This window comes from Halobacillus sp. AWH4_228, assembly GCF_056158365.1.
Genome location: NZ_JBSWTE010000001.1, coordinates 2,579,460 through 2,597,679, shown reverse-complemented (window position 1 = coordinate 2,597,679; position 18,220 = coordinate 2,579,460). Strand labels below are relative to the sequence as shown.

At 46.3% G+C, this 18,220-nt stretch carries 20 protein-coding genes and 1 other annotated feature; of the genes, 16 read left to right on the top strand and 4 right to left on the bottom strand.

Annotated elements, in window-relative coordinates:
- Positions 1 to 44 precede the first annotated feature (44 nt).
- Positions 45 to 314 carry a hypothetical protein gene (locus ACXADP_RS13310; RefSeq protein ID WP_474971656.1) on the top strand — a complete coding sequence of 90 codons (270 nt, stop codon included), beginning with the start codon at positions 45 to 47 and terminating at the stop codon, positions 312 to 314.
- A 140-nt stretch (positions 315 to 454) separates the two neighbouring features.
- On the opposite strand, the gene ACXADP_RS13305 is transcribed toward ACXADP_RS13310, so the two are convergent.
- Positions 455 to 1,003, bottom strand: a complete 549-nt coding sequence (locus tag ACXADP_RS13305; protein ID WP_474968173.1) for a hypothetical protein — start codon at positions 1,001 to 1,003, stop codon at positions 455 to 457.
- Positions 1,004 to 2,159: 1,156 nt separating this feature from the next.
- Positions 2,160 to 3,296: a CapA family protein gene (locus ACXADP_RS13300; protein ID WP_474968174.1), complete on the bottom strand. Its 1,137-nt coding sequence runs from the start codon at positions 3,294 to 3,296 to the stop codon at positions 2,160 to 2,162.
- Positions 3,297 to 3,950: 654 nt separating this feature from the next.
- Here ACXADP_RS13300 and ACXADP_RS13295 point away from each other — a divergent pair.
- Positions 3,951 to 4,277, top strand: coding sequence for a YnfA family protein (locus ACXADP_RS13295; protein WP_027953838.1), 327 nt, complete (start codon positions 3,951 to 3,953; stop codon positions 4,275 to 4,277).
- Between the two features lie 118 nt (positions 4,278 to 4,395).
- On the opposite strand, the gene ACXADP_RS13290 is transcribed toward ACXADP_RS13295, so the two are convergent.
- Positions 4,396 to 5,739, bottom strand: a complete 1,344-nt coding sequence (locus tag ACXADP_RS13290) for a sodium-dependent transporter (protein ID WP_474971655.1) — start codon at positions 5,737 to 5,739, stop codon at positions 4,396 to 4,398.
- 87 nt (positions 5,740 to 5,826) lie between these two features.
- Positions 5,827 to 6,032, bottom strand: a binding site (T-box leader).
- A gap of 123 nt (positions 6,033 to 6,155) precedes the next feature.
- Between ACXADP_RS13290 and ACXADP_RS13285 the strand changes: the two genes are divergently transcribed.
- From ACXADP_RS13285 to ACXADP_RS13225, 13 genes are all read left to right on the top strand, one after another.
- The gene (locus ACXADP_RS13285) at positions 6,156 to 6,410 is read left to right on the top strand and encodes a hypothetical protein (protein WP_474968175.1); all 255 of its coding nucleotides are present in this window, start codon (positions 6,156 to 6,158) and stop codon (positions 6,408 to 6,410) included.
- Between the two features lie 97 nt (positions 6,411 to 6,507).
- Positions 6,508 to 7,410, top strand: a complete 903-nt coding sequence (locus ACXADP_RS13280; protein ID WP_474971654.1) for a M23 family metallopeptidase — start codon at positions 6,508 to 6,510, stop codon at positions 7,408 to 7,410.
- Positions 7,411 to 7,549: 139 nt separating this feature from the next.
- Entirely contained in the window at positions 7,550 to 8,089 is a 540-nt protein-coding gene (locus ACXADP_RS13275; protein WP_474968177.1) for a sigma-70 family RNA polymerase sigma factor, read from the top strand.
- Positions 8,089 to 8,502, top strand: a complete 414-nt coding sequence (locus ACXADP_RS13270; RefSeq protein ID WP_474968178.1) for a PadR family transcriptional regulator — start codon at positions 8,089 to 8,091, stop codon at positions 8,500 to 8,502. Before ACXADP_RS13275 ends, ACXADP_RS13270 begins: the two co-directional genes overlap by 1 nt.
- Positions 8,499 to 9,791 (top strand): FtsW/RodA/SpoVE family cell cycle protein, encoded by a 1,293-nt coding sequence (locus tag ACXADP_RS13265; protein WP_474971653.1) that lies wholly within the window; start codon positions 8,499 to 8,501, stop codon positions 9,789 to 9,791. Before ACXADP_RS13270 ends, ACXADP_RS13265 begins: the two co-directional genes overlap by 4 nt.
- A 263-nt stretch (positions 9,792 to 10,054) precedes the next feature.
- The gene (locus tag ACXADP_RS13260) at positions 10,055 to 11,332 is read left to right on the top strand and encodes an ABC transporter substrate-binding protein (RefSeq protein WP_474972317.1); all 1,278 of its coding nucleotides are present in this window, start codon (positions 10,055 to 10,057) and stop codon (positions 11,330 to 11,332) included.
- 111 nt (positions 11,333 to 11,443) lie between these two features.
- Complete coding sequence (locus ACXADP_RS13255; protein WP_160836443.1) at positions 11,444 to 12,352, top strand: carbohydrate ABC transporter permease; 909 nt, start codon at positions 11,444 to 11,446, stop codon at positions 12,350 to 12,352.
- On the top strand, positions 12,349 to 13,182 hold the full coding sequence (locus ACXADP_RS13250; RefSeq protein ID WP_474971652.1) for a carbohydrate ABC transporter permease: 834 nt from the start codon (positions 12,349 to 12,351) through the stop codon (positions 13,180 to 13,182). Before ACXADP_RS13255 ends, ACXADP_RS13250 begins: the two co-directional genes overlap by 4 nt.
- Positions 13,183 to 13,260: 78 nt before the next feature.
- Positions 13,261 to 14,274, top strand: coding sequence for a LacI family DNA-binding transcriptional regulator (locus ACXADP_RS13245; protein ID WP_474968181.1), 1,014 nt, complete (start codon positions 13,261 to 13,263; stop codon positions 14,272 to 14,274).
- A gap of 31 nt (positions 14,275 to 14,305) precedes the next feature.
- Positions 14,306 to 15,652 (top strand): GH1 family beta-glucosidase, encoded by a 1,347-nt coding sequence (locus tag ACXADP_RS13240; RefSeq protein WP_474971651.1) that lies wholly within the window; start codon positions 14,306 to 14,308, stop codon positions 15,650 to 15,652.
- 123 nt (positions 15,653 to 15,775) lie between these two features.
- A complete protein-coding gene (locus ACXADP_RS13235; RefSeq protein ID WP_474971650.1) occupies positions 15,776 to 16,051 on the top strand; it encodes a hypothetical protein in 276 nt (91 codons plus the stop codon).
- 137 nt (positions 16,052 to 16,188) lie between these two features.
- Positions 16,189 to 16,539: a nuclear transport factor 2 family protein gene (locus tag ACXADP_RS13230; protein WP_474971649.1), complete on the top strand. Its 351-nt coding sequence runs from the start codon at positions 16,189 to 16,191 to the stop codon at positions 16,537 to 16,539.
- 16 nt (positions 16,540 to 16,555) lie between these two features.
- A complete protein-coding gene (locus ACXADP_RS13225; RefSeq protein ID WP_474971648.1) occupies positions 16,556 to 16,981 on the top strand; it encodes an NUDIX hydrolase in 426 nt (141 codons plus the stop codon).
- Here ACXADP_RS13225 and ACXADP_RS13220 read toward each other — a convergent pair.
- Positions 16,961 to 17,350, bottom strand: coding sequence for a hypothetical protein (locus ACXADP_RS13220; RefSeq protein ID WP_474971647.1), 390 nt, complete (start codon positions 17,348 to 17,350; stop codon positions 16,961 to 16,963). The genes ACXADP_RS13225 and ACXADP_RS13220 overlap by 21 nt on opposite strands.
- Positions 17,351 to 17,453: 103 nt before the next feature.
- On the opposite strand from ACXADP_RS13220, the gene ACXADP_RS13215 reads away from it, so the two are divergent.
- Positions 17,454 to 18,155 carry a Type 1 glutamine amidotransferase-like domain-containing protein gene (locus ACXADP_RS13215; protein WP_474971646.1) on the top strand — a complete coding sequence of 234 codons (702 nt, stop codon included), beginning with the start codon at positions 17,454 to 17,456 and terminating at the stop codon, positions 18,153 to 18,155.
- The last annotated feature ends 65 nt before the right edge of the window (positions 18,156 to 18,220 follow it).

Sequence of the window (18,220 nt, the reverse complement as noted above, 5' to 3'; positions counted from 1 at the left end):
TTAAAATCATTAAATTGTTACATTTGGAAGGTAGGAGGGCTGTAATGGCGAATAAATACATACATATGATAAATATAATTATAGGCGTATTGGCTGTAGGTTTTAGCGTTTTCTTAGCCTGGGCTGTTGCAGCATTTGCTCTTGAAGAAAATGCTGCAGTAATTTTAATTCCAATACTGGTAACGGTAGTTTGGGGTATAGGTTATTTGGTGCAGCTTAAATATCATACATTAAAGAATGTGTTGATTTTGGTTCCTGTTGAAGCCATCATATTTTACCTGTTCATAACAAAAACCTCATCACTTATGAATTAAATGTGCATGAAAACCCCACCTCATAAAAGGGGGGCCTTTAGCTCGGGCTTGCATGGCAAAGATAGATTCAAGAAGTCAGAGGTCCTGCAGGATAAAAGATGATTGATAATATTGTTCTTTTTAATCTTGTAAACAACGATCTACTTAACATTTAATTTAGCAGCTTTGGAAACACTGCCTTCAAACTTTCCATTTTCATCTTCCCATTGTGCTGTTAAAAGAATACTGTACTCCCCCTGACTGCTAATTACGAATGAATGACCATCGACAACCTCATCCGAAATAGATGCAGTATCGTTCTTTAGCGTTTTTGTTATATAACTTATTTTTTGGGGTTGTGGGCCGTCAATGTTAACGATGATTTCTTCATCTTCTTTAACAGGAGTGATCCTTACATTTTCAGTCATTTCATTTAAATGAACATTATTTAATTCTCGCTTTACAGTTTCTTCAGAGCATTTGTTTGATGAGAAACAGTTTAGAACTGATTCAGAGGTAATGTTCTGCTCATTTTGGGACAATGAAACTTTAACATTGTCTGGAGTTATTGAGTTCTTTTCATTTTCTTCATACGCTTGTTCATTTTTTGTTATGTTTTCGGTATTCGTTGAGTTTTGATTATTTGGTTGGCAGGCTCCGAGCACAACGATGAGTGATAATAAAGCTATGGTTTTCATTAGGGATGACACATACAATCCTCCTTAAAGTTAAATAGGGATCTATGGGTTATAAGCTTCTAGGAGTGTCATTTTTTTATTCCATTCATTTAAGACGACAAAACATAAAATTTACCAGTTAAGATTAATAGTAGGTCAATTCTGTGAAAAAAATAGGATAGAATGCTGCATAAATATAGATCGTTCACTTCATTATTACTAAAATATTGGATGTTTTAAACATATAGTGTTTTGAACAGAGGTAAGGGATTAATCATCGGTAATTACCTTGATATCAGGTTTTTTATACAAAGGAGGCGGTTCTTTCCAAGAAGAACGGTCTCCTTTTTAATGCTCCGGTCAGGTTTGGGGAAGACCCAGTTTTAAAGTAATAGGTAAAATTGGATGATTGTTGAAACTTACAAGTATGCTGTTCGTAATTAATATCAGGAGGTTCTTCAGTTGAGTAATAAATATGTTTATTATTCAATCTTTGCAACTTTGGTAACTGCTGCTTTAGGTTAAATTTCTTCTTTGCAATTGACTCTTTCTCCCTATATATTGCAGGACTAATTTGAAGAAGAAAAAAGGTGCCGGGGAATTATTATCAAAAAGATCTTGGCTAGAGCAGATTATTATGCAAAATACATAGAAGAAAATTTCATGTGGAAAAATTTATAATGTTCATTTTGCTATGATTGAATGTCAGATAACTAGGGGGCATACCTTGTCCGAAGAAAAGAAACAAATGCATTTTTATTTGACCATTGGTTATATAGGGATTTTGTTCTTGGTTCTCACCGGTTTCAGAATGATTTGGATAGATGACTCTACAGGTAACATGCTGGTATTGTTGAGCCTGCTTTTCATCGGTGGGTTCTGGAGATACGTTGAAAGGACATTCATTCCTAAAACTAAAGAAAGACGCATCATAAAAAGTATTTTCTTAAGCATCCTATTCATCGTTTTTTTAGGCGGCTGCTACTTGTTATTCCGATAATCTAATTATTGTATTTAGAAGAAGTCATGGAGAAGTTGACCAAAAAACTCTTAAGCATAAGAGCAGGTTGGTGTTATTGATGCCAAAGGACGAGCTGCGAGTTTTTAAGGAAACGAATCCTTTGAATCGATGGTGTCCTTTTCAGTAGCAAAAAACGCACGCTCTTAGGAAGAGCGTGCGTTTTTTTGCTTAGTTTACCGATAGATCATGGATGGATGTTTTCATGTGTTTGGATAGTTCCTCGAACATGTCTTGGTCAAATTCCTTCATAGGGAGAATCTTGAAATCCTGATCATTTTCAAAGTCTACATACGTAAGTTTAAACCGTGGTTCCTTTATATCGATGGATGTTCCCTCTATACCTTTCACTTTCTGCACAGTCACTCCCGCTATGCCACCCATCCGCCGGTATTTTTCCTCCTGGCCGGAGAGAAAATTACCGAGAGAATAAAAAACGAGACTCTGAGACCCATCTGTATTTTCAATCCATTCCGGTGGCTGCAGCACGTGCGGGTGATGCCCGAGTATAATATCTGCTCCTTGTTCGGCTGCAAAGGCTGCCAATTCCTTCTGATCTGTACTCGGGTTTCTTTCATATTCATTGCCGAAATGTAAACTCATGACGACGACATCAGATTCTCCGGCGGCCTTCTCAATGTCAGAGGCAATCAGATCTTTATCAATCCTGTTCACCAGGTATGGTTTTCCATCAGGGGTCGGGATTCCATTTGTTCCATAGGTGTAAGCCAGAAAGGAGAAAGTGATGTCATTCTTTTTGATCGTTGTGATCCTATCTCTTTCCTCCGGTGACAAGTAGGCACCCACCTTTTTAATTCCCAGTGAATCCCATTGATTAATCGCGTTTTCAATCGCAGGGACTCCCCGGTCCAGCGTATGATTGTTGCTCATGGAAATAATATCAATGCCGTTCGCTTTTAACGCATCCCCTAATTCAAAGGGGGTGTTGAATGAAGGGTAGGTGGATACGCCGATGGCCGCACCGCCCATGATGCTCTCTGAATTTGCAAAGGTAATGTCGGCATTGGAAAGATAGGGGGAGACCTCTTGAAACATCGGATTAAAATCATAGCCTGAAGAAGTCTTCGCATCATTGTATACTTCTTTATGGATTAACAGATCCCCCACAGCAGCGAGTGAAACTTCCGTCACATCGGTCTTGTTCGTTGGTTTGTTGAGCGTTCTCATATTGGATGACACACGTTTTTCCGTGTCTTCTTCGTTCGGTTGGGAGAAGATGGTGGAAGCGCCAATGAAACTAATAACCAAAATGAGCGCTGAAATGATAAGCAGGCTTTTCCTTTTCATCAAACCCTCCTGTTGTCGATATTTATATTGCATGGTCCCATAAACCACCACTCATACCTTTAGAATAATGATAAAGCGTCATTACAGGACCTAGATAAGCAGGCCTGTGAGGTTTGTTGGACATAAGCGGAATAGTTTCGACATCATATGACTTTTATTATAAAATAATTGTTAAATCCAGGCAAATCTCCCCATTGAAATTTATGTTTTTTAATGTGTAAAGAAACCCTTGCTTTAGGAGGAGATTTCTTCACGCCTCTTTAGTAAGGTCGTGTACCTATCCTTTTGAATGATGAAAGGAAGGTTCTACTGGAAAAGATGATGAAGCAGAATAATGGTGAAATATAGTGCTGTTCGTGTTTTCTCATTGCTCACTTTAAGGAAGTTAAAGAAGGTGGAGAAACTTCGGAGAGAGTTAAGAGAACAACTGGAACCGGCCAACGATTTCCATAGAATATGAGGAATAACAAAAATAGGGTAGCGGCGATTTTTCAATAGAGTATCCACCTTTTAGTAAAGGGGCAGAACGATCACAAAGGATGGCCTCCCATACAATAATATGGAATACTATACCTATAAGGAAATGGGGAGAACCCCTTGATAAAAAGGAAAAACAGGTTCATAGACTCGATAGTTTAGGAAGTGATTACGATTATCCTACATACGATTTTACTCTTTGTCCTTGCAGGTATAGCGGAGATAGGGGGAGGGTATTTGATCTGGCTGTGGCTGAGAGAAGGTAAACCGCTGTATTGGGGATTGGGCGGAGGTGCAGCTTTAGCGTTGTATGGTGTGATTGCTGCATTCCAAGCTTTTCCGTCCTTCGGGAGAGTTTATGCGGCATATGGGGGAGTGTTTATCATTCTCTCTGTTTTATGGGGATGGGGCGTAGATAAAAAAACACCTGATTTATATGATTGGATTGGTGCAGGAATATGCATGGTCGGTGTAGCGGTCATGTTACTCGCCCCACGGGAGTAGTTCCATATATTCGAAAAGAAAAACGGCTGGAGTTTGTGTTATCCGTGTTTAAAAAAGAGGAACGTCCAAAAGTGGAGGTTCCTCTTTTTTAGTAAGAGTCTTTAACAAAGTCTAACGGTTAAAATACGTCAAGCACATCCAGCATGACGATGATAATCAGAAGCGGCGCCACATAGCGGAGCAGGATAAACCATGTTTGGAACAACCCTTTTTTCATCCGGCTGCCGCTTTGCAGTTCTTCATACAGCGCTGACTTTTTCATTTTATTGGGTACATACAAGGCGATCAAAAGCGACCCGATCGGGAACAGGATGTTGCTGACTACATAATCCATGTTGTCAAAGAACGTCCGTCCGAACAGGGTGGCGTCTGCCAGGACTCCGTAGGACAATGTCGATGGGATCCCGACAGCGAAGATGGCGAGGCCGATGATCCACGCCCATTTTTTCCTCTTCGCCTTGTCGCCCTTCGAGAGCACGGATACGATGATCTCAAGCATAGAGAAAGCCGAGGTCAACGTCGCAAACAAGAACAACAGCAGGAAGCCGGCAAAGAAAATCATGCCGCCCGGCAGCTGGCTGAATACAGTCGGAAGCACCTGGAACAACAGGACAGGTCCGGCATCCGCCTGGAGGTCAAATGCGAACACTGCGGGGAAAATGGCCAGTCCCGCAAGCAGAACGATGAAAATGTTCATGCCACCGATGGATAAGGCAGCGCGGGGCAGGTTTTCTGTTTTAGGCAGGTATGAACTGTACGTTACCATAACGGAAACTCCGACACTCAAGGTGAAGAAGGACTGCCCCATCGCCTCTAGAATCGTCTGCGAGGTTACTTTGGTAAAGTCAGGCATCAACAGGAAGGTGATGCCTTCCATCGCGCCATCAAGAGACACGGCCCGGATGACAAGCAGGATAAACAATACAAACAAGGCAGGCATCATGATTTTACTGGCTTTTTCAATGCCCTGCTGGACACCCCGGGAGACCACAAGAACGGTCATGACCATGAAGATCAGCTGGACAAGCACACTTCCGAACGGATGGGAAATGGTGCTTCCGAATATCTCTGCGTAGGAGGAGGCATCCACGGACGCCAGCTGCCCGGTGAGTGTTTTATACAAATAAGCGACGATCCAGCCGCCGATCACACTATAGAACGACAAAAGCAGGAAGGATGTGATCATCCCCATGATGCCGATCCAATGCCATTTCGTTCCTGGTGAGATCGTTTTGTAGGATTCTACAGCATTTTTCTGAGCGGTGCGTCCGATGGAGAACTCTGCTAACAGCAGGGGCAATCCGAGAAACAATGTAAAGATAATGAATAATAGAAAGAATGCTCCGCCTCCGTTCTGGCCGGCGATATAAGGGAATTTCCAGATGGCGCCGAGTCCGATGGCGGAACCGGCGGCAGCTAATATAAATCCGATCTTGGATGTCCACTGCTCTTGTTGTTTCATAATGACATAAGCTCCTTTACCTTCTTTTTTACTTTGACGCATCTATGCGCCAAAGGGCTGACAAATAAAAAAACCGCCCCTACATGACGTAGGGACGGTTGGACCGCGGTACCACCCTTGTTATGAGCATACACTCATCACTTGTGCGTATAACAGTCGCCACTGTTTCCCACCACGGTGGAAAAAGCTCCAGAAGTGAAATTCACAGTCAGGATGTGTGCCGGTTTTCACCACGCACCGGCTCTCTGGGACAGGGATCCTGACGGCTACTTGATTTCTCTCTCAGCCGTTCTTTTTATTAACAGTTGGATACTATTTTAATCATGGGTCATTCTTCTTGTCAATGTAAAAAATATGAAATTACCCGATTGAACACTTCTCTTCCGGGTATACCTTTACAAAAGGGGGGAAGTCATATGACGACAGGTGCTGTCATTGTTTTTGCTGCTGCGCTCATTCTGGCCGCGGTCGGATGGAAGAAATGGAAGTCCTTGACACATGGGCGTTCGGTTATTTTGACGCTGCTGTTTGTTACTTTTGGCATCGGCGGGGCTATCCTGCTTCTGTTCTACCTCGGATCCTCCGGTGTTCCGGGCGCGCTGGTCATCACGATTGCTGTGTTTGCTATTGCGGTGCTGGGGGCCAGTGAATACTTAAGCAGACGTACATGAAGAGGGACAGCCTGAAACCTATGAAACTTTTTCCATTGCAGAACGTATAGATGATTAAAGAGCGTCATCGTTCTAATTTGGCGAAGGGAATGATTGGTTGATCTGGTTTCAGGCTTTTATCCACCTCGTGCTGCCCGTACTATTGTTTGTCCATTTATTGAAATCAGCGTATTCGAAACGTACATATCTCTTGATAGAATGGTCTGCGGCTCTTATGTTCATGGCATTTATTTTTATCATTGGGCCGTGGCATATTTTTACCCACTATATGCGCTGGCTTCTGCCTCTCAGCTTTCTCGTAGGAAGTGTTTTTGTCTACAGGCGTTGGCGAAGGCTGCCTAAGAAATCGGAAAAGAAGAATAAAGGGGCTGGATTTTCCATGGTCATCAGCTTTCTTCTTATCCTTTATTTTGGATCCATTGCGGTCTCCGGACTGGCGGGATACGCCCTGTCGGAAGAAGACAAGGCTGTCGACATGGAATTTCCAATGAAGAAGGGGGTCTATGCATTCGGTCATGGGGGAGCCAGTACGTCCATCAACTATCACTATGAATCCGAGACACAGGCTTATGCTTATGACATTCTTAAAGTCAATGCGCTTACCGCCCGTGCTGACGGCATATCCCCTGCCAAATTGGAAGATTATGAAATTTATGGGGAGCCGCTGTACAGTCCGTGCTCAGGTGAAGTGACAGCAGCGGTGGACGAATATGAAGATATTCTCCCGCAGGCGGAGCCGGACAAGGAGCAGCACCCGGCAGGAAATCATGTCATTCTTTCCTGTCAGGGCGTGGATGTTCATATCGCTCATATGAAACCGGGTACAGTTCATGTCAAGGAGGGAGATGCGGTTGAGGCGGGTCATCTCTTAGGGGAAGTGGGAAACACAGGAAATACGACGGAGCCGCACCTTCACATTCATGCAGAAAAAGATGGAGAAGGCGTGCCTCTGACGTTCCATGACCGCTTCCTAAAAAGAAACAGCCTCGTATTTCAGTGAGGAAATCCGGGTTGGAGCCACCTTTAACGGCCTGCACCGGACTTTTCAGCCTGAGACAGCACACATCGTGCTGTCTTTTTTTCTTTTTTGTAAAACTATTTCCAGACCTGTATCGTTTAACGGGGCAGGAGGGGACAATGTGGAACACTCAATGAATACACCGATCGAACATGAAAACAGAGAAGCAATCATCCAGGAACTGATGGAAAACTACGGAACAGCCATCCTCCACCTTGTCTATTCCTACGTAAAGGATGCGGCACTGGCGGAGGATTTAACGCAGGAAATTTTCGTGAAGGGCTATCACCACCTACATACATACAACGGCACATCCAAACTGACAACATGGTTGTGGCGGATCGCCATCAATCACTGTAAGGATCATCTAAAAAGCTGGTATAACCGGAAAGTCACCGTCTCCGAGCAGGAACAGCTGGAACAGACAAAAGATGCTTCCAGTACAGAAGACACGGTCATCCAGAACCATGTCGATCACGAACTGGCCGCAGCGGTGATGGACCTGCCTGAGAAATACAGGGAGGTCATCTATCTTCACTACTACGAGGACTTATCGACGAGAGAGATGGCCGATGTTTTGAAGAAAAATGAAAATACATTAAAGACACGATTGAAGCGCGCAAAAGTTCTACTTAAACAACGCCTGGGAGGGACACTTTGATGGAAAACCGATTAAGAAAGTTGAAGCAGGCACTCGATCATACATCATTCAAGCCATTGACATTCGATCAGGCGCGTCGAAATGAAGTGATGGAGAAAATAGCCGAACAGGAATGTAGCCCGGAACAAATCCGCCTGTCTATTTTACAGCTCCTCGTACAGGAAGAGACAGGCTATACGCTGGCTGGTAAAATCCGGGCAAGAGGGATTAAAACGTTTGAAAGCGATCAAGGTGCGCTGTATACGACGCTTCACATTCTTGAACAGAAGCGGTGCATCCAGTCGGAGTGGAGAGAAGAAGAGCAGAAATATTATCAACTGACGAAAAAGGGAAGGAAACTGCTTAAGAAATATGAGTCCTCCCCCGACAAACCGCAGGTGCTGCGAACGCTCGTGGAGGCGGGACAGATATGAGATCACGAAGCGATTACCTTCAAACCGTCCAGTCCTTTATTAAAGACAAAGAAACCGGGAATAGGATTGCCTGTGAGTTGAACAGCCATATCCAACAGGAAAAAGAAAGCCTGCTGAACAAGGGGTTCAGTCCGGAAGCGGCTGAGGCGGAAGCAGTCCGCCGGATGGGGAGTGCACCGGAAACCGGCCGTCATTTCCAGGCCGTGTACAAGGAAAAAATCGACGGATGGCTGGTCTTTCTTCTGGCTGCATTGATGGCCTGCGGTTTTCTGACGGCCCTGATCTTCAGCGGGGAAAACGGCTACTCATTCAACGGGAAAGTCTTCTTCACGGCAGCCGGTGTCGTGGCAGCCGGGGGCCTTCTGTTTGTTGACTATAGGAAGCTAAGGCCGCTCGGGTGGCTGTTTTACGGGCTGGGTCTGGCAGGAGCCATGTTTCTGACGTGGGGACCGATGTCGATGACCACGCTTATTCTGGGGAGCGTGGGTGTGCAGGTCGGCCCCTTTCATGTGACCAGCATTGACTTCATTCCATTGCTTCTCGTTGGTCTTGCTGCTATCGGCAGTAACGGACCGATGAAGGTGTGGAAGGGGATCGTGTTGTATGTGCTTCCCGTTTATTTTTTCATGGGAGCTGCGGATCCGAATGCTGCGTTCATTTATACGCTGCTCTTTACGGCCCTGTTCCTTCGTAAACAGGTGAACAAAAAAATCCTCTGGTCGTTGGTTTCGTTAGCCATCATCGGAGCTGTATATGCTGGCTGGTGGTTCTTTGCAGTTGCTGCCAGCTATCAAAAGGATCGGCTGCTGTCGTTTTTATCCCCTGAGAAATTCTCAAGTGGAGGCGGGTCTATGTATCTGCGGATGGAGGAAGTCATCAGTCATGCCGCATGGATAGGGGAGAGTTCACAAGCGGAGCCGCTGCCTTCCGGTCACACCGATTTCGTTTTTCTTTCAATAGTGAATCAGGTGGGCTGGGCCGCTGCCCTTATTCTCCTGACCCTTCTGATTCTTGTGATTGGCCGCCTCTTCTGGATGACAAGGGAGATCAAGGAACCCTTTGGTCAGCTGCTGGTAAGAGGGAGCCTGGTGTTCTATGCTGTTCCAGTCCTTTATCACCTGCTTATGTCGATAGGGGTCCTGCCAACCGCTTCCTTCCCGCTTCCGTTCCTCAGCTACGGGATGGATGCTACGGTTCTTCATGCGGTTCTATTCGGTCTGGTGCTGAGTGTATACAGGAAGAAACATTCCGCATCCTTTGCTGCCCGGGGAGCGGCGAGGGTTCAATAATGATAGCACGAAGACGGCGTCCTTAAAGCGAGGGCGCCATTTTTTCTGAAAGCTTGTTTGTAGAAAAAGAAACCCGCAGTTAACGAAACCGGTTTACTTGATTTATATAAAACTGTCGAAAAAATAGAAAAATCTTATTGAAAACGGATACATTTGTCGTTATAATCAAGCTAACCTTACAAATCAATTGATTTTTTTTAGGTATTAACGAAACCGGTTTCGTTAATCGGAGGGAAGCAACTAAATTGATGGATACGAAAGGGATGGTCAATGTGAAAAAGAGGTTCACACTCGTTCTGTTACTGGTCTTATCTATGTTTCTTTCTGCCTGCAGCAGTGATGATGAAGCCGCATCTGGAGAAGGGAAAGTGACACTGGACTTCTGGGTATTTGGAGCAACGAACTATGAGACGCTTGCTGATGAATATGAAAAGGAAAACCCGGATGTTACGGTCAACATTAAAAATTCTGAGCTTGGCGATCACCACGACAGTTTGTTTACAGCCATCTCTGCCGGAACAGGCGCCCCGGATTTGACAATGATAGAAGTCGATCAGCTGGACCGTTACCGCGAAGCGCAGGGTCGTTTCGTAAACTTGTATGAGTTAGGAGCGGATGAAATTCAGGATCAATACTTAGATTGGAAATGGAAGATGGCAGAAAACGGGGGAGGCGATTTCCTCTTTGGTCTTCCAACCGATATCGGACCTAAAGCGATGTATTTCCATACCGATGTGTTTGAAGAAGCCGGCCTGCCGACAGATCCAGATGAGGTGAGCACCATGATTTCCTCTCCGGATGAATTTTCAGAGGCTGCGGAGACAGTTTTGGAGGAAACTGGCAAGCCGATGGTCGACAGCATGGAAATGGCTTTTCGTGCCAATATGGATGCCCTGCAGGTAAGCTATTTCAATCGTGATGGAGAGCTTCTTATCAATGAAGCTGATAATGGAGTGAAAGAAGCCTACGATTATGCGGTGGATCTCCAGGAGAAAGGTGTCGTCGGATCTTTTGAAATGTGGACGCCGGAATGGGCCAACGCCTTGAATAAAGGAGAGTTTGCTGTAGAAATGGCACCCGCCTGGCTGAAAGGCTACATGACCGAAAATGCGCCGGAGGGCGAAGGGAAATGGAAAGTGACCACACTTCCAACGGATTTTGCCGGTAACTGGGGCGGTTCTTATGTGGCCATTCCATCTGAAACGAAAAACAGTGAAGAAGCCTATGCCTTTGCTCAGTGGATGCTTTCTCCTGAAAACCAGTTGAAGTCTTTCACAGAAAGCGGTTTATTCCCATCTGCTCCTGAAGTGTATGAAATGGAAGAGTTCGTGAACAATTCCGACGAGTATTTCGGTGGACAGAATACCGCGGCTTATTTCGCAGAGGCTGCTCAGGAAATACCTGAAGTCTACAAAGGGCCGAAATACGTTACGGTAAACAATGAAGTGTTGACGGCTCTGCGCAATGTGCAGGAAGGGGCCGACCCAGAGGAGGAATGGGAAGGGGCTGTCAAACGAATCGAAGATCTTATGAACCGCTAAAATGTCACGGGGCTGGGTGGGGAACATCCGGCCCTCCTACATAAAGGAGGGAAAGAAGTGGAGAGTGTACAGAAGCGTCAGCATGCATCCAAAGCCGCAGCGAAGACACCGATGTCTGAGAAAAAGAAAGATATGCTGTCCGGTTATTTGTATATCGCACCCTTTTTCATCATATTTGCCATCATCGGTCTCTATCCAGCTGTTTTCAGCATCGTTCTCGCCTTCCAGAAATGGAACGGCCTCGGGGCCATGGAGTTTGTCGGGTTCAGCAATTTCGTTGTCGTCCTTCAGGATCCGTTGTTTTGGAAGTCGTTGTATAACACAGTCATCATCGGTTTAATGGGAACGGCTCCTCAGCTGGTTGTCGGCATTATTCTTGCTTATTTTCTTAATATGGCGGTCATCCGCTTTACGAATTTTTTCCGGGTCACCATCTTTATGCCTTACATTACATCGATGGTAGCTGTCGCATTAGTATTCGGTGTGTTTTTCAGCAGCAGTGAAACCGCGCTTGCCAACTATGTCATCGGTTTGTTCGGTGTTGATCCGGTCAGTTGGAAAACGTCGGAATGGGGAGCGAAAATTGCTATTTCCCTCATGGTTTTCTGGAGATGGGTCGGCTACAATACGATCATTTATTTAGCTGGTCTTCAAAGCATACCGAAGGATTTGTACGAAGCCGCAACGATCGACGGCGCTGGAAAAGTCCAGCAGTTTCTTCACATCACCATTCCATTGTTGAAGCCGTTTATCGTCCTTACGGTATTCATGTCGACGGTCGGGGCGCTTCAGTTGTTTGCTGAACCGGCTGTATTCCTCGGTTCCTCCGCTTTCAACAGGGATGAGGCGATGACTGTAGTCATGTACCTGTACCGTGATGCGTTCAACCTTGGATCTTTCGGAACAGCGTCCGCAACGGCGGTGCTTCTGTTGATCATTATCGTGGCGGCTGCCGCGATCAATACGTGGCTCACGTCCGGGTTCGGTCGTAAGCAGAAGAGGAGGGCGTTTACCAAATGAATAAAATGAAACGTGCTGCAAAAGGAACGCTCCCTGTTTATATCGCCCTTGGGTTTGCGTCGCTCGTCTCGATTTTTCCATTTTATTGGATGTTTGTAATGGCCACACAGCCAAGTGCGGCCTACAATTCCATTCCACCGACGCTGCTTCCTGGTGATCAGCTGGTGGAGAACTTCATGAAAGTGCTGGATACGATACCATTCTTCCAGGCGATGTGGAATACGATCGTACTGTGCTCGGCGGTGACCTTGGCTGTCCTGTTTATCAGTTCACTGGCGGGTTTTGCCTTTGCGAAATTTCAGTTCCCGGGGAAGAACTTCTTTTTCATTTTGATTCTCTTAACGATGGTGATTCCGCCGCAGCTCGGCTTGATTCCTCAGTTTTACCTGGTTTCTCAGCTGGGATGGCTCGATACGCTGTTAGGGGCGGGCGTGCTGTTTTTACTCAACCCGCTCGGGATTTTCCTGATGCGGCAGTACATCAGTGAATCGGTTCCTGATGAGTTGATGGAAGCGGCGAAGCTGGACGGCTGTTCCAACTTCAGGATTTACAGGAGCATCGTGCTCCCAATCATCAAACCCGCCTTTGCGACGCTCGGCATCATCGTGTTCACGCTCGTCTGGGGTGAATTTTTGTGGCAGTTTACGGTTCTGCGTGATCCGGCTTCCTATACGCTTCAGGTGGCGCTTGCTTCCTTGAACAATGCCTTCCGTGTGGACTTCGGGATGCTGTTGAGCGGTGTCTTCTGGGCGACAGTTCCACTTATTCTCATTTTCCTGATTTTCAACAAATGGTTCATTTCAAGTATCACAGAAGGATCCATCAAGTAAATCTGTCCCGCTTCTCCAAATTGTTGATACAATAGATGGTAATGACATGGAGGCTGATTTTGAAGGAGAGAAAGAGATATGGATTTGACAATACGCGACATAGCTAAGATGGCCGGAGTGTCTCCAGCCACGGTTTCCAAGATTATCAACAATTATGGAGGCATCAGTGAATCGACACGAAAGAAAGTCTATAAAATCATTGAAGATACGAAGTACCAGCCAACGTTTTCAGCAAAGTCGCTGGCGACGAAGAAATCGAATTTGATCGGACTTATCTATGCGGGGAAAATCAATGTTGATTTCACCCACCCTTTTTTCAATGAAGTCGTCAATTCGTTCAAAAAAGCGGTCGGATCGCTCGGGTATGACCTGCTGCTGTTCTCGAATGAAAAGATTTACCAGGGAGAAAGCAAGTATTTGGAAAGGTGCAAGCATTTCCACGTGGACGGGTGTCTGATCATCGCAGGGGATGAAATTGAAGAGGCCGTTCATGACATTGCCCAAAGTGACATTCCAAGCGTGGGCATTGATTTGAAACTGGAAGGTCCGCAATCCAGCTATATTATGACCGACAATGCGAAAATCGGAGCCAAAGTGGTGGAGCACCTGTACTTGAACCAGGTCCGTACCATCGCCTATATCGGAGGAAAACAGGACTCGCTGGTGTCCAGTATCCGTAACATCGGTTTTATCGATGCGATGAATCAGTTTGGTCTTCCTATTGAAAAGGACTGGCTCTATTACGGGGACTTTTTCGAAGAAAGCGGCTATGAAGGAATGAAGGAGATTCTGAAAGCCGATCGTCTTCCGGAAGCTGTCTTCGCAGCGTCTGATATGATGGCACTCGGTGCGTTGAAGGCGATCAAGGAAGAAGGATTATCCGTTCCTGAGGATATCCAGCTGATCGGCTGTGATGATATTGAAGCATGCCGGTACAGCGATCCACCACTCACAACAGTCAAACAGGACAAACAAAAGCTCGGAAAGCTGGCTGCTTATATGCTGGAGGATTTGATCAAGGATGACCATGATATCCAGGATATGAAAGTAGACCCTGAGCTTGTGCTCAGAGCTTCTACGAAGGAAAGCTGAACGTTCCGGGTAAAAACTGGAGGTATCGCTTATGACAACTATTCAATTTCCAGAAAAATTTAAGTGGGGGGCGGCCACCGCGTCCTACCAAATCGAAGGGGCAGCAAAGGAGGGAGGCAGGACTCCTTCGATCTGGGACGTCTTTGCTCATACCCCCGGCAACGTAAAAAACGGGGATCATGGAGATGAGGCCTGTAACAGTTATCATATGTACAAGGAAGACGTGCAGCATTTGAAAAGCCTTGGTGTCGATCTTTACCGCTTTTCGATATCATGGTCCCGGGTCATTCCTGATGGGACCGGAGATCTGAACGAAGAAGGAGTGGCCTATTACCGTCATCTGATTGATGATCTGATCGAAAACGGGATCGAGCCGATGATCACCCTTTATCATTGGGATCTTCCCCAGGTGCTTCAGGAAAAGGGCGGATGGGAGAACCGCGACACGACAGACGCGTTCTTATCCTATGCCGAAGCAATGTTTCAGGCGTTCGGTGGACAGGTGAAAAAGTGGCTGACCATCAATGAACCGTGGTGTGCCTCCTTTTTATCCAACTACCTCGGCATTCATGCGCCGGGAAAAACAAGCCTGCAGGCCGCCGTTGATGTTTCCCACCACCTGCTGCTTGCTCATGGCAAAGCAGTCCAATCGTTCCGGAATTTTGTGCCGGACGGGGAGATCGGGTATGCTCCGAATGTTGGCTGGCTGGAGCCCTTTACTCCGGATGAAAAAGATGTGGAAGCCTGCCGCAGAGGGATGATGTGGCAGAAGGAATGGTTCATGGATCCTGTGTTCAAAGGTACATACCCAGAGACGCTGCAGAGCATCTTTGCTGAACAGGATGCCGTGCTGCGTATGGAAGAAGGAGATCTCGATATCATCTCCCAGCCAATCGATCTTATGGGAATCAACTACTACACAGGAAGCCTCGGCCGCTACAAGGAAGACGGAGGCATGTTCCAGGTCGAGGAGATTCCCGTGGACGACCGCCGCACAGATATCGACTGGCCGATCTATGCAGAAGGCTTCTACAAAACGTTAAAGGATCTTCATGAAACGTACGGTGACGTGCAGCTGTACATCACAGAAAACGGGGCCTGCTACAACCACGACGTAGAAGGGGATGGAAAGGTGCATGATCAGGAACGAATCGAATACTTGAAACAGCACCTCACATCGCTGAGCCGGGCCATTGAGGCCGGCGTCCCGATTGCCGGGTACATCGTCTGGTCGCTTCTTGATAATTTTGAATGGGCGGAAGGCTATGACAAGCGCTTCGGAATCATCCACGTCAATTTTGATACGTTTGAGCGGACACCGAAAGACAGCTACTACTGGTATAAGGAAACGGTGGAAAACCATACGTTTGATTTATGAATCTAAATAAAAGACAAGCCGCGCTGTCAAGAGGCAGCGTGGTTTGTTTTATGGATAACGCCCAGACCACACCTTCTCGCCCGGCATAGGCTAAGGTTGAAGCAAACGGAAGGGGCGATCGTTGTGGAACGGATTTATCATCATGGACACGGCACCTACGTACCCGGCGGAGGATACCATCACGGACATGGGACTTATATCCCGGGGTATGGCTATCACCATGGACATGGCACCTATGTCCCGGGCTACGGGTATCATCATGGGCAGGGAACGTATGGAGGATCCGGTTTCGAGCACGGACACAGCAGCTATGCACCCGGCTACGGGTACCATTACGGCCAGGGAAATTATTATCCGTGGGGCGGCGTTCATCACAGCCACGGTGGATGGTACTCTTAATCAATCAAAGAAAGGCCCTCAAGGGGTCTTTTTTTCTGGCCATAAACAGGAGGGTATGCTGAACAAAAAGGATAAAAAAGGAAATGTGTAGAACTAACCTTTATAAAGGGGCGGTAAGCAGAAGAGGGGGAGGATAGATGAAAGATCTCAAAAACCATCTCAGGGAATTAGAAGGAGCACATATCAGTCTGGACGTCAGGTCTTCTGCTGAAAAACTGGATCAGATCCTTGCAGATGATTTTTGGGAGATTGGCAGTTCCGGAATCATCTATACAAAAAAAGACTGCCTGAATCTTGGGGTCGTTCTGTCAGAAATGACGATGCATCATTATGAGATTCAGATTCTGGCAGAGGATACGGTCCTGAGTACATATAAAGTCAAGGATACGACGCGGAAGCGGAACACATGGAGGAGCTCAGTCTGGAAGAAAATCCATGGCAGATGGCAGCTGTATTTCCATCAAGGAACAATCATCCCGGGTCAGTAACAAAGGAGGTGTGCTCGTGGAACCTGTATGGAAAGTCTATGGATATATCACCCGCTTTTATAAAGAAAAGCCCCAGGTGCTTGTTTTTCAACATTCGGTTCCTGAGGCCGGCATTCAAATTCCTAAAGGAACTGTGAACCCGGGGGAAGATCCTCTTCATGCTGTTGTAAGGGAAATGGTGGAGGAAACAGGGCTCAATTCCGTCTATGTAGAAAAATTACTGGCGGTGGATACGTGGATGAATGAGGACGGAAAGCCGCATAAGCGGTTTTTTTATCAGCTCCACACCCCGGAGGTGAAAGGCAGCTGGCTGCACGAACCGTCCGGGGGAGAAGAAGAAAAAGGGCTGATCTTCCACTTCTTCTGGATTTCGTCCGTAGAGGAAGTGGATTTGATCAGAGGACATGGGGATTATCTCCATTTAGTCCTGGACGGCCTCTGAGGCAATCTTTTTTCTGTTTGTTTGTACAGGTCTATCCCATAAGCATGCGGAGACCAGAAGAGAGGTCGCAAGCCCACACCCGATAATGGCAATGAACGATGAGGGATACGCATATTGAATGGCTTGAAAAGCGTCTATTCCCCATAGAAATGGAAACAGAAGAGACACGTAAAACCAGTCATTGGATGCTTTTTCAGATGCTTTGGCTGCGAAACGCTTCCCTGTAAGGGCTGTGATCAGAATAACGATGGCAGAAATGATAAACGAAAGCGCATGCTCTTTGGATGCTGTTCCTTCAAAAAGAATAAACCGATACATCCCTAAACCGAATAATCCAGCCAACGTACTATTGTATAAGAATCCAATCATTTTACCTCTCCCTTTTGATGAGGAGTAATAGAAATACCTTCGTATTCCTGGATATTTTTACATATTTTATCTCATAAATCAATGTTGAAAAGGAGTGCTGCTTATGAAACAGATCATCGCTGTAGGTGGAGGAGGATTTTCGATGGATCCTGAAAATCCGCTGTTGGATACGTACCTGCTGGAACAGTCATCGAAAACAAAGCCCCACATCTGTTTTATACCGACCGCCAGCGGAGATTCCGGCAGCTACACGGCCAGATTTTACAACTTTTTCGAAAACTATGCCTGTCAGCCTTCCCACCTTTCATTATTTCACCCACCCACAAGAGATCTGGACAGTTTTCTACTGGAAAAGGATATCATCTTCGTCGGCGGTGGAAATACGAGGAATATGCTGGCGTTATGGAGAGAATGGGGAGTGGATGTGATCTTGAAGAAAGCGTGGGAGCAGGGCGTCATCCTTGCAGGTGTCAGTGCCGGATCGATCTGTTGGTTTGAAGAAGGCGTCACGGATTCCTTCGGAGGGGAGCTGGAACCGCTGCAAGGGCTGGGCTTTCTTTCGGGAAGCCACTGTCCGCATTATGACGGCGAACCGAAACGGAGGCCGGCATATAAGAAATTAATGTCCGAAGGGAAAATCAAGCCCGGACTGGCCGTTGATGATCATGCGGCCGCCCACTATATTGATCACCATCTGCACAGAGTGGTGAGTTCTAAGCCGAATGCCAGGGCTCACCGGCTTTATCATAACCATGGTATACAGGAAGAGGAGCTGGAGACGCATTACTTAGGAATGGATGAATGAACATACATCAAAAAAATTTGATGCATTCAATTGACATCCTTCCTGAGGGATGAATATAATGCAGT

Excerpts from the sequence above, each read along its gene's own strand:
- ACXADP_RS13290 (WP_474971655.1), bottom strand. The coding sequence starts at position 5,739 with ATGAAACAACAAGAGCAGTGGACATCCAAGATCGGATTTATATTAGCT.
- ACXADP_RS13265 (WP_474971653.1), top strand. The coding sequence starts at position 8,499 with ATGAGATCACGAAGCGATTACCTTCAAACCGTCCAGTCCTTTATTAAA.
- ACXADP_RS13250 (WP_474971652.1), top strand. The coding sequence starts at position 12,349 with ATGAATAAAATGAAACGTGCTGCAAAAGGAACGCTCCCTGTTTATATC.
- ACXADP_RS13300 (WP_474968174.1), bottom strand. The coding sequence starts at position 3,296 with ATGAAAAGGAAAAGCCTGCTTATCATTTCAGCGCTCATTTTGGTTATT.
- ACXADP_RS13230 (WP_474971649.1), top strand. The coding sequence starts at position 16,189 with ATGAAAGATCTCAAAAACCATCTCAGGGAATTAGAAGGAGCACATATC.
- ACXADP_RS13245 (WP_474968181.1), top strand. The coding sequence starts at position 13,261 with ATGGATTTGACAATACGCGACATAGCTAAGATGGCCGGAGTGTCTCCA.
- ACXADP_RS13310 (WP_474971656.1), top strand. The coding sequence starts at position 45 with ATGGCGAATAAATACATACATATGATAAATATAATTATAGGCGTATTG.
- ACXADP_RS13240 (WP_474971651.1), top strand. The coding sequence starts at position 14,306 with ATGACAACTATTCAATTTCCAGAAAAATTTAAGTGGGGGGCGGCCACC.
- ACXADP_RS13255 (WP_160836443.1), top strand. The coding sequence starts at position 11,444 with ATGTCTGAGAAAAAGAAAGATATGCTGTCCGGTTATTTGTATATCGCA.
- ACXADP_RS13215 (WP_474971646.1), top strand. The coding sequence starts at position 17,454 with ATGAAACAGATCATCGCTGTAGGTGGAGGAGGATTTTCGATGGATCCT.
- ACXADP_RS13270 (WP_474968178.1), top strand. The coding sequence starts at position 8,089 with ATGGAAAACCGATTAAGAAAGTTGAAGCAGGCACTCGATCATACATCA.
- ACXADP_RS13285 (WP_474968175.1), top strand. The coding sequence starts at position 6,156 with ATGACGACAGGTGCTGTCATTGTTTTTGCTGCTGCGCTCATTCTGGCC.
- ACXADP_RS13260 (WP_474972317.1), top strand. The coding sequence starts at position 10,055 with ATGGTCAATGTGAAAAAGAGGTTCACACTCGTTCTGTTACTGGTCTTA.
- ACXADP_RS13220 (WP_474971647.1), bottom strand. The coding sequence starts at position 17,350 with ATGATTGGATTCTTATACAATAGTACGTTGGCTGGATTATTCGGTTTA.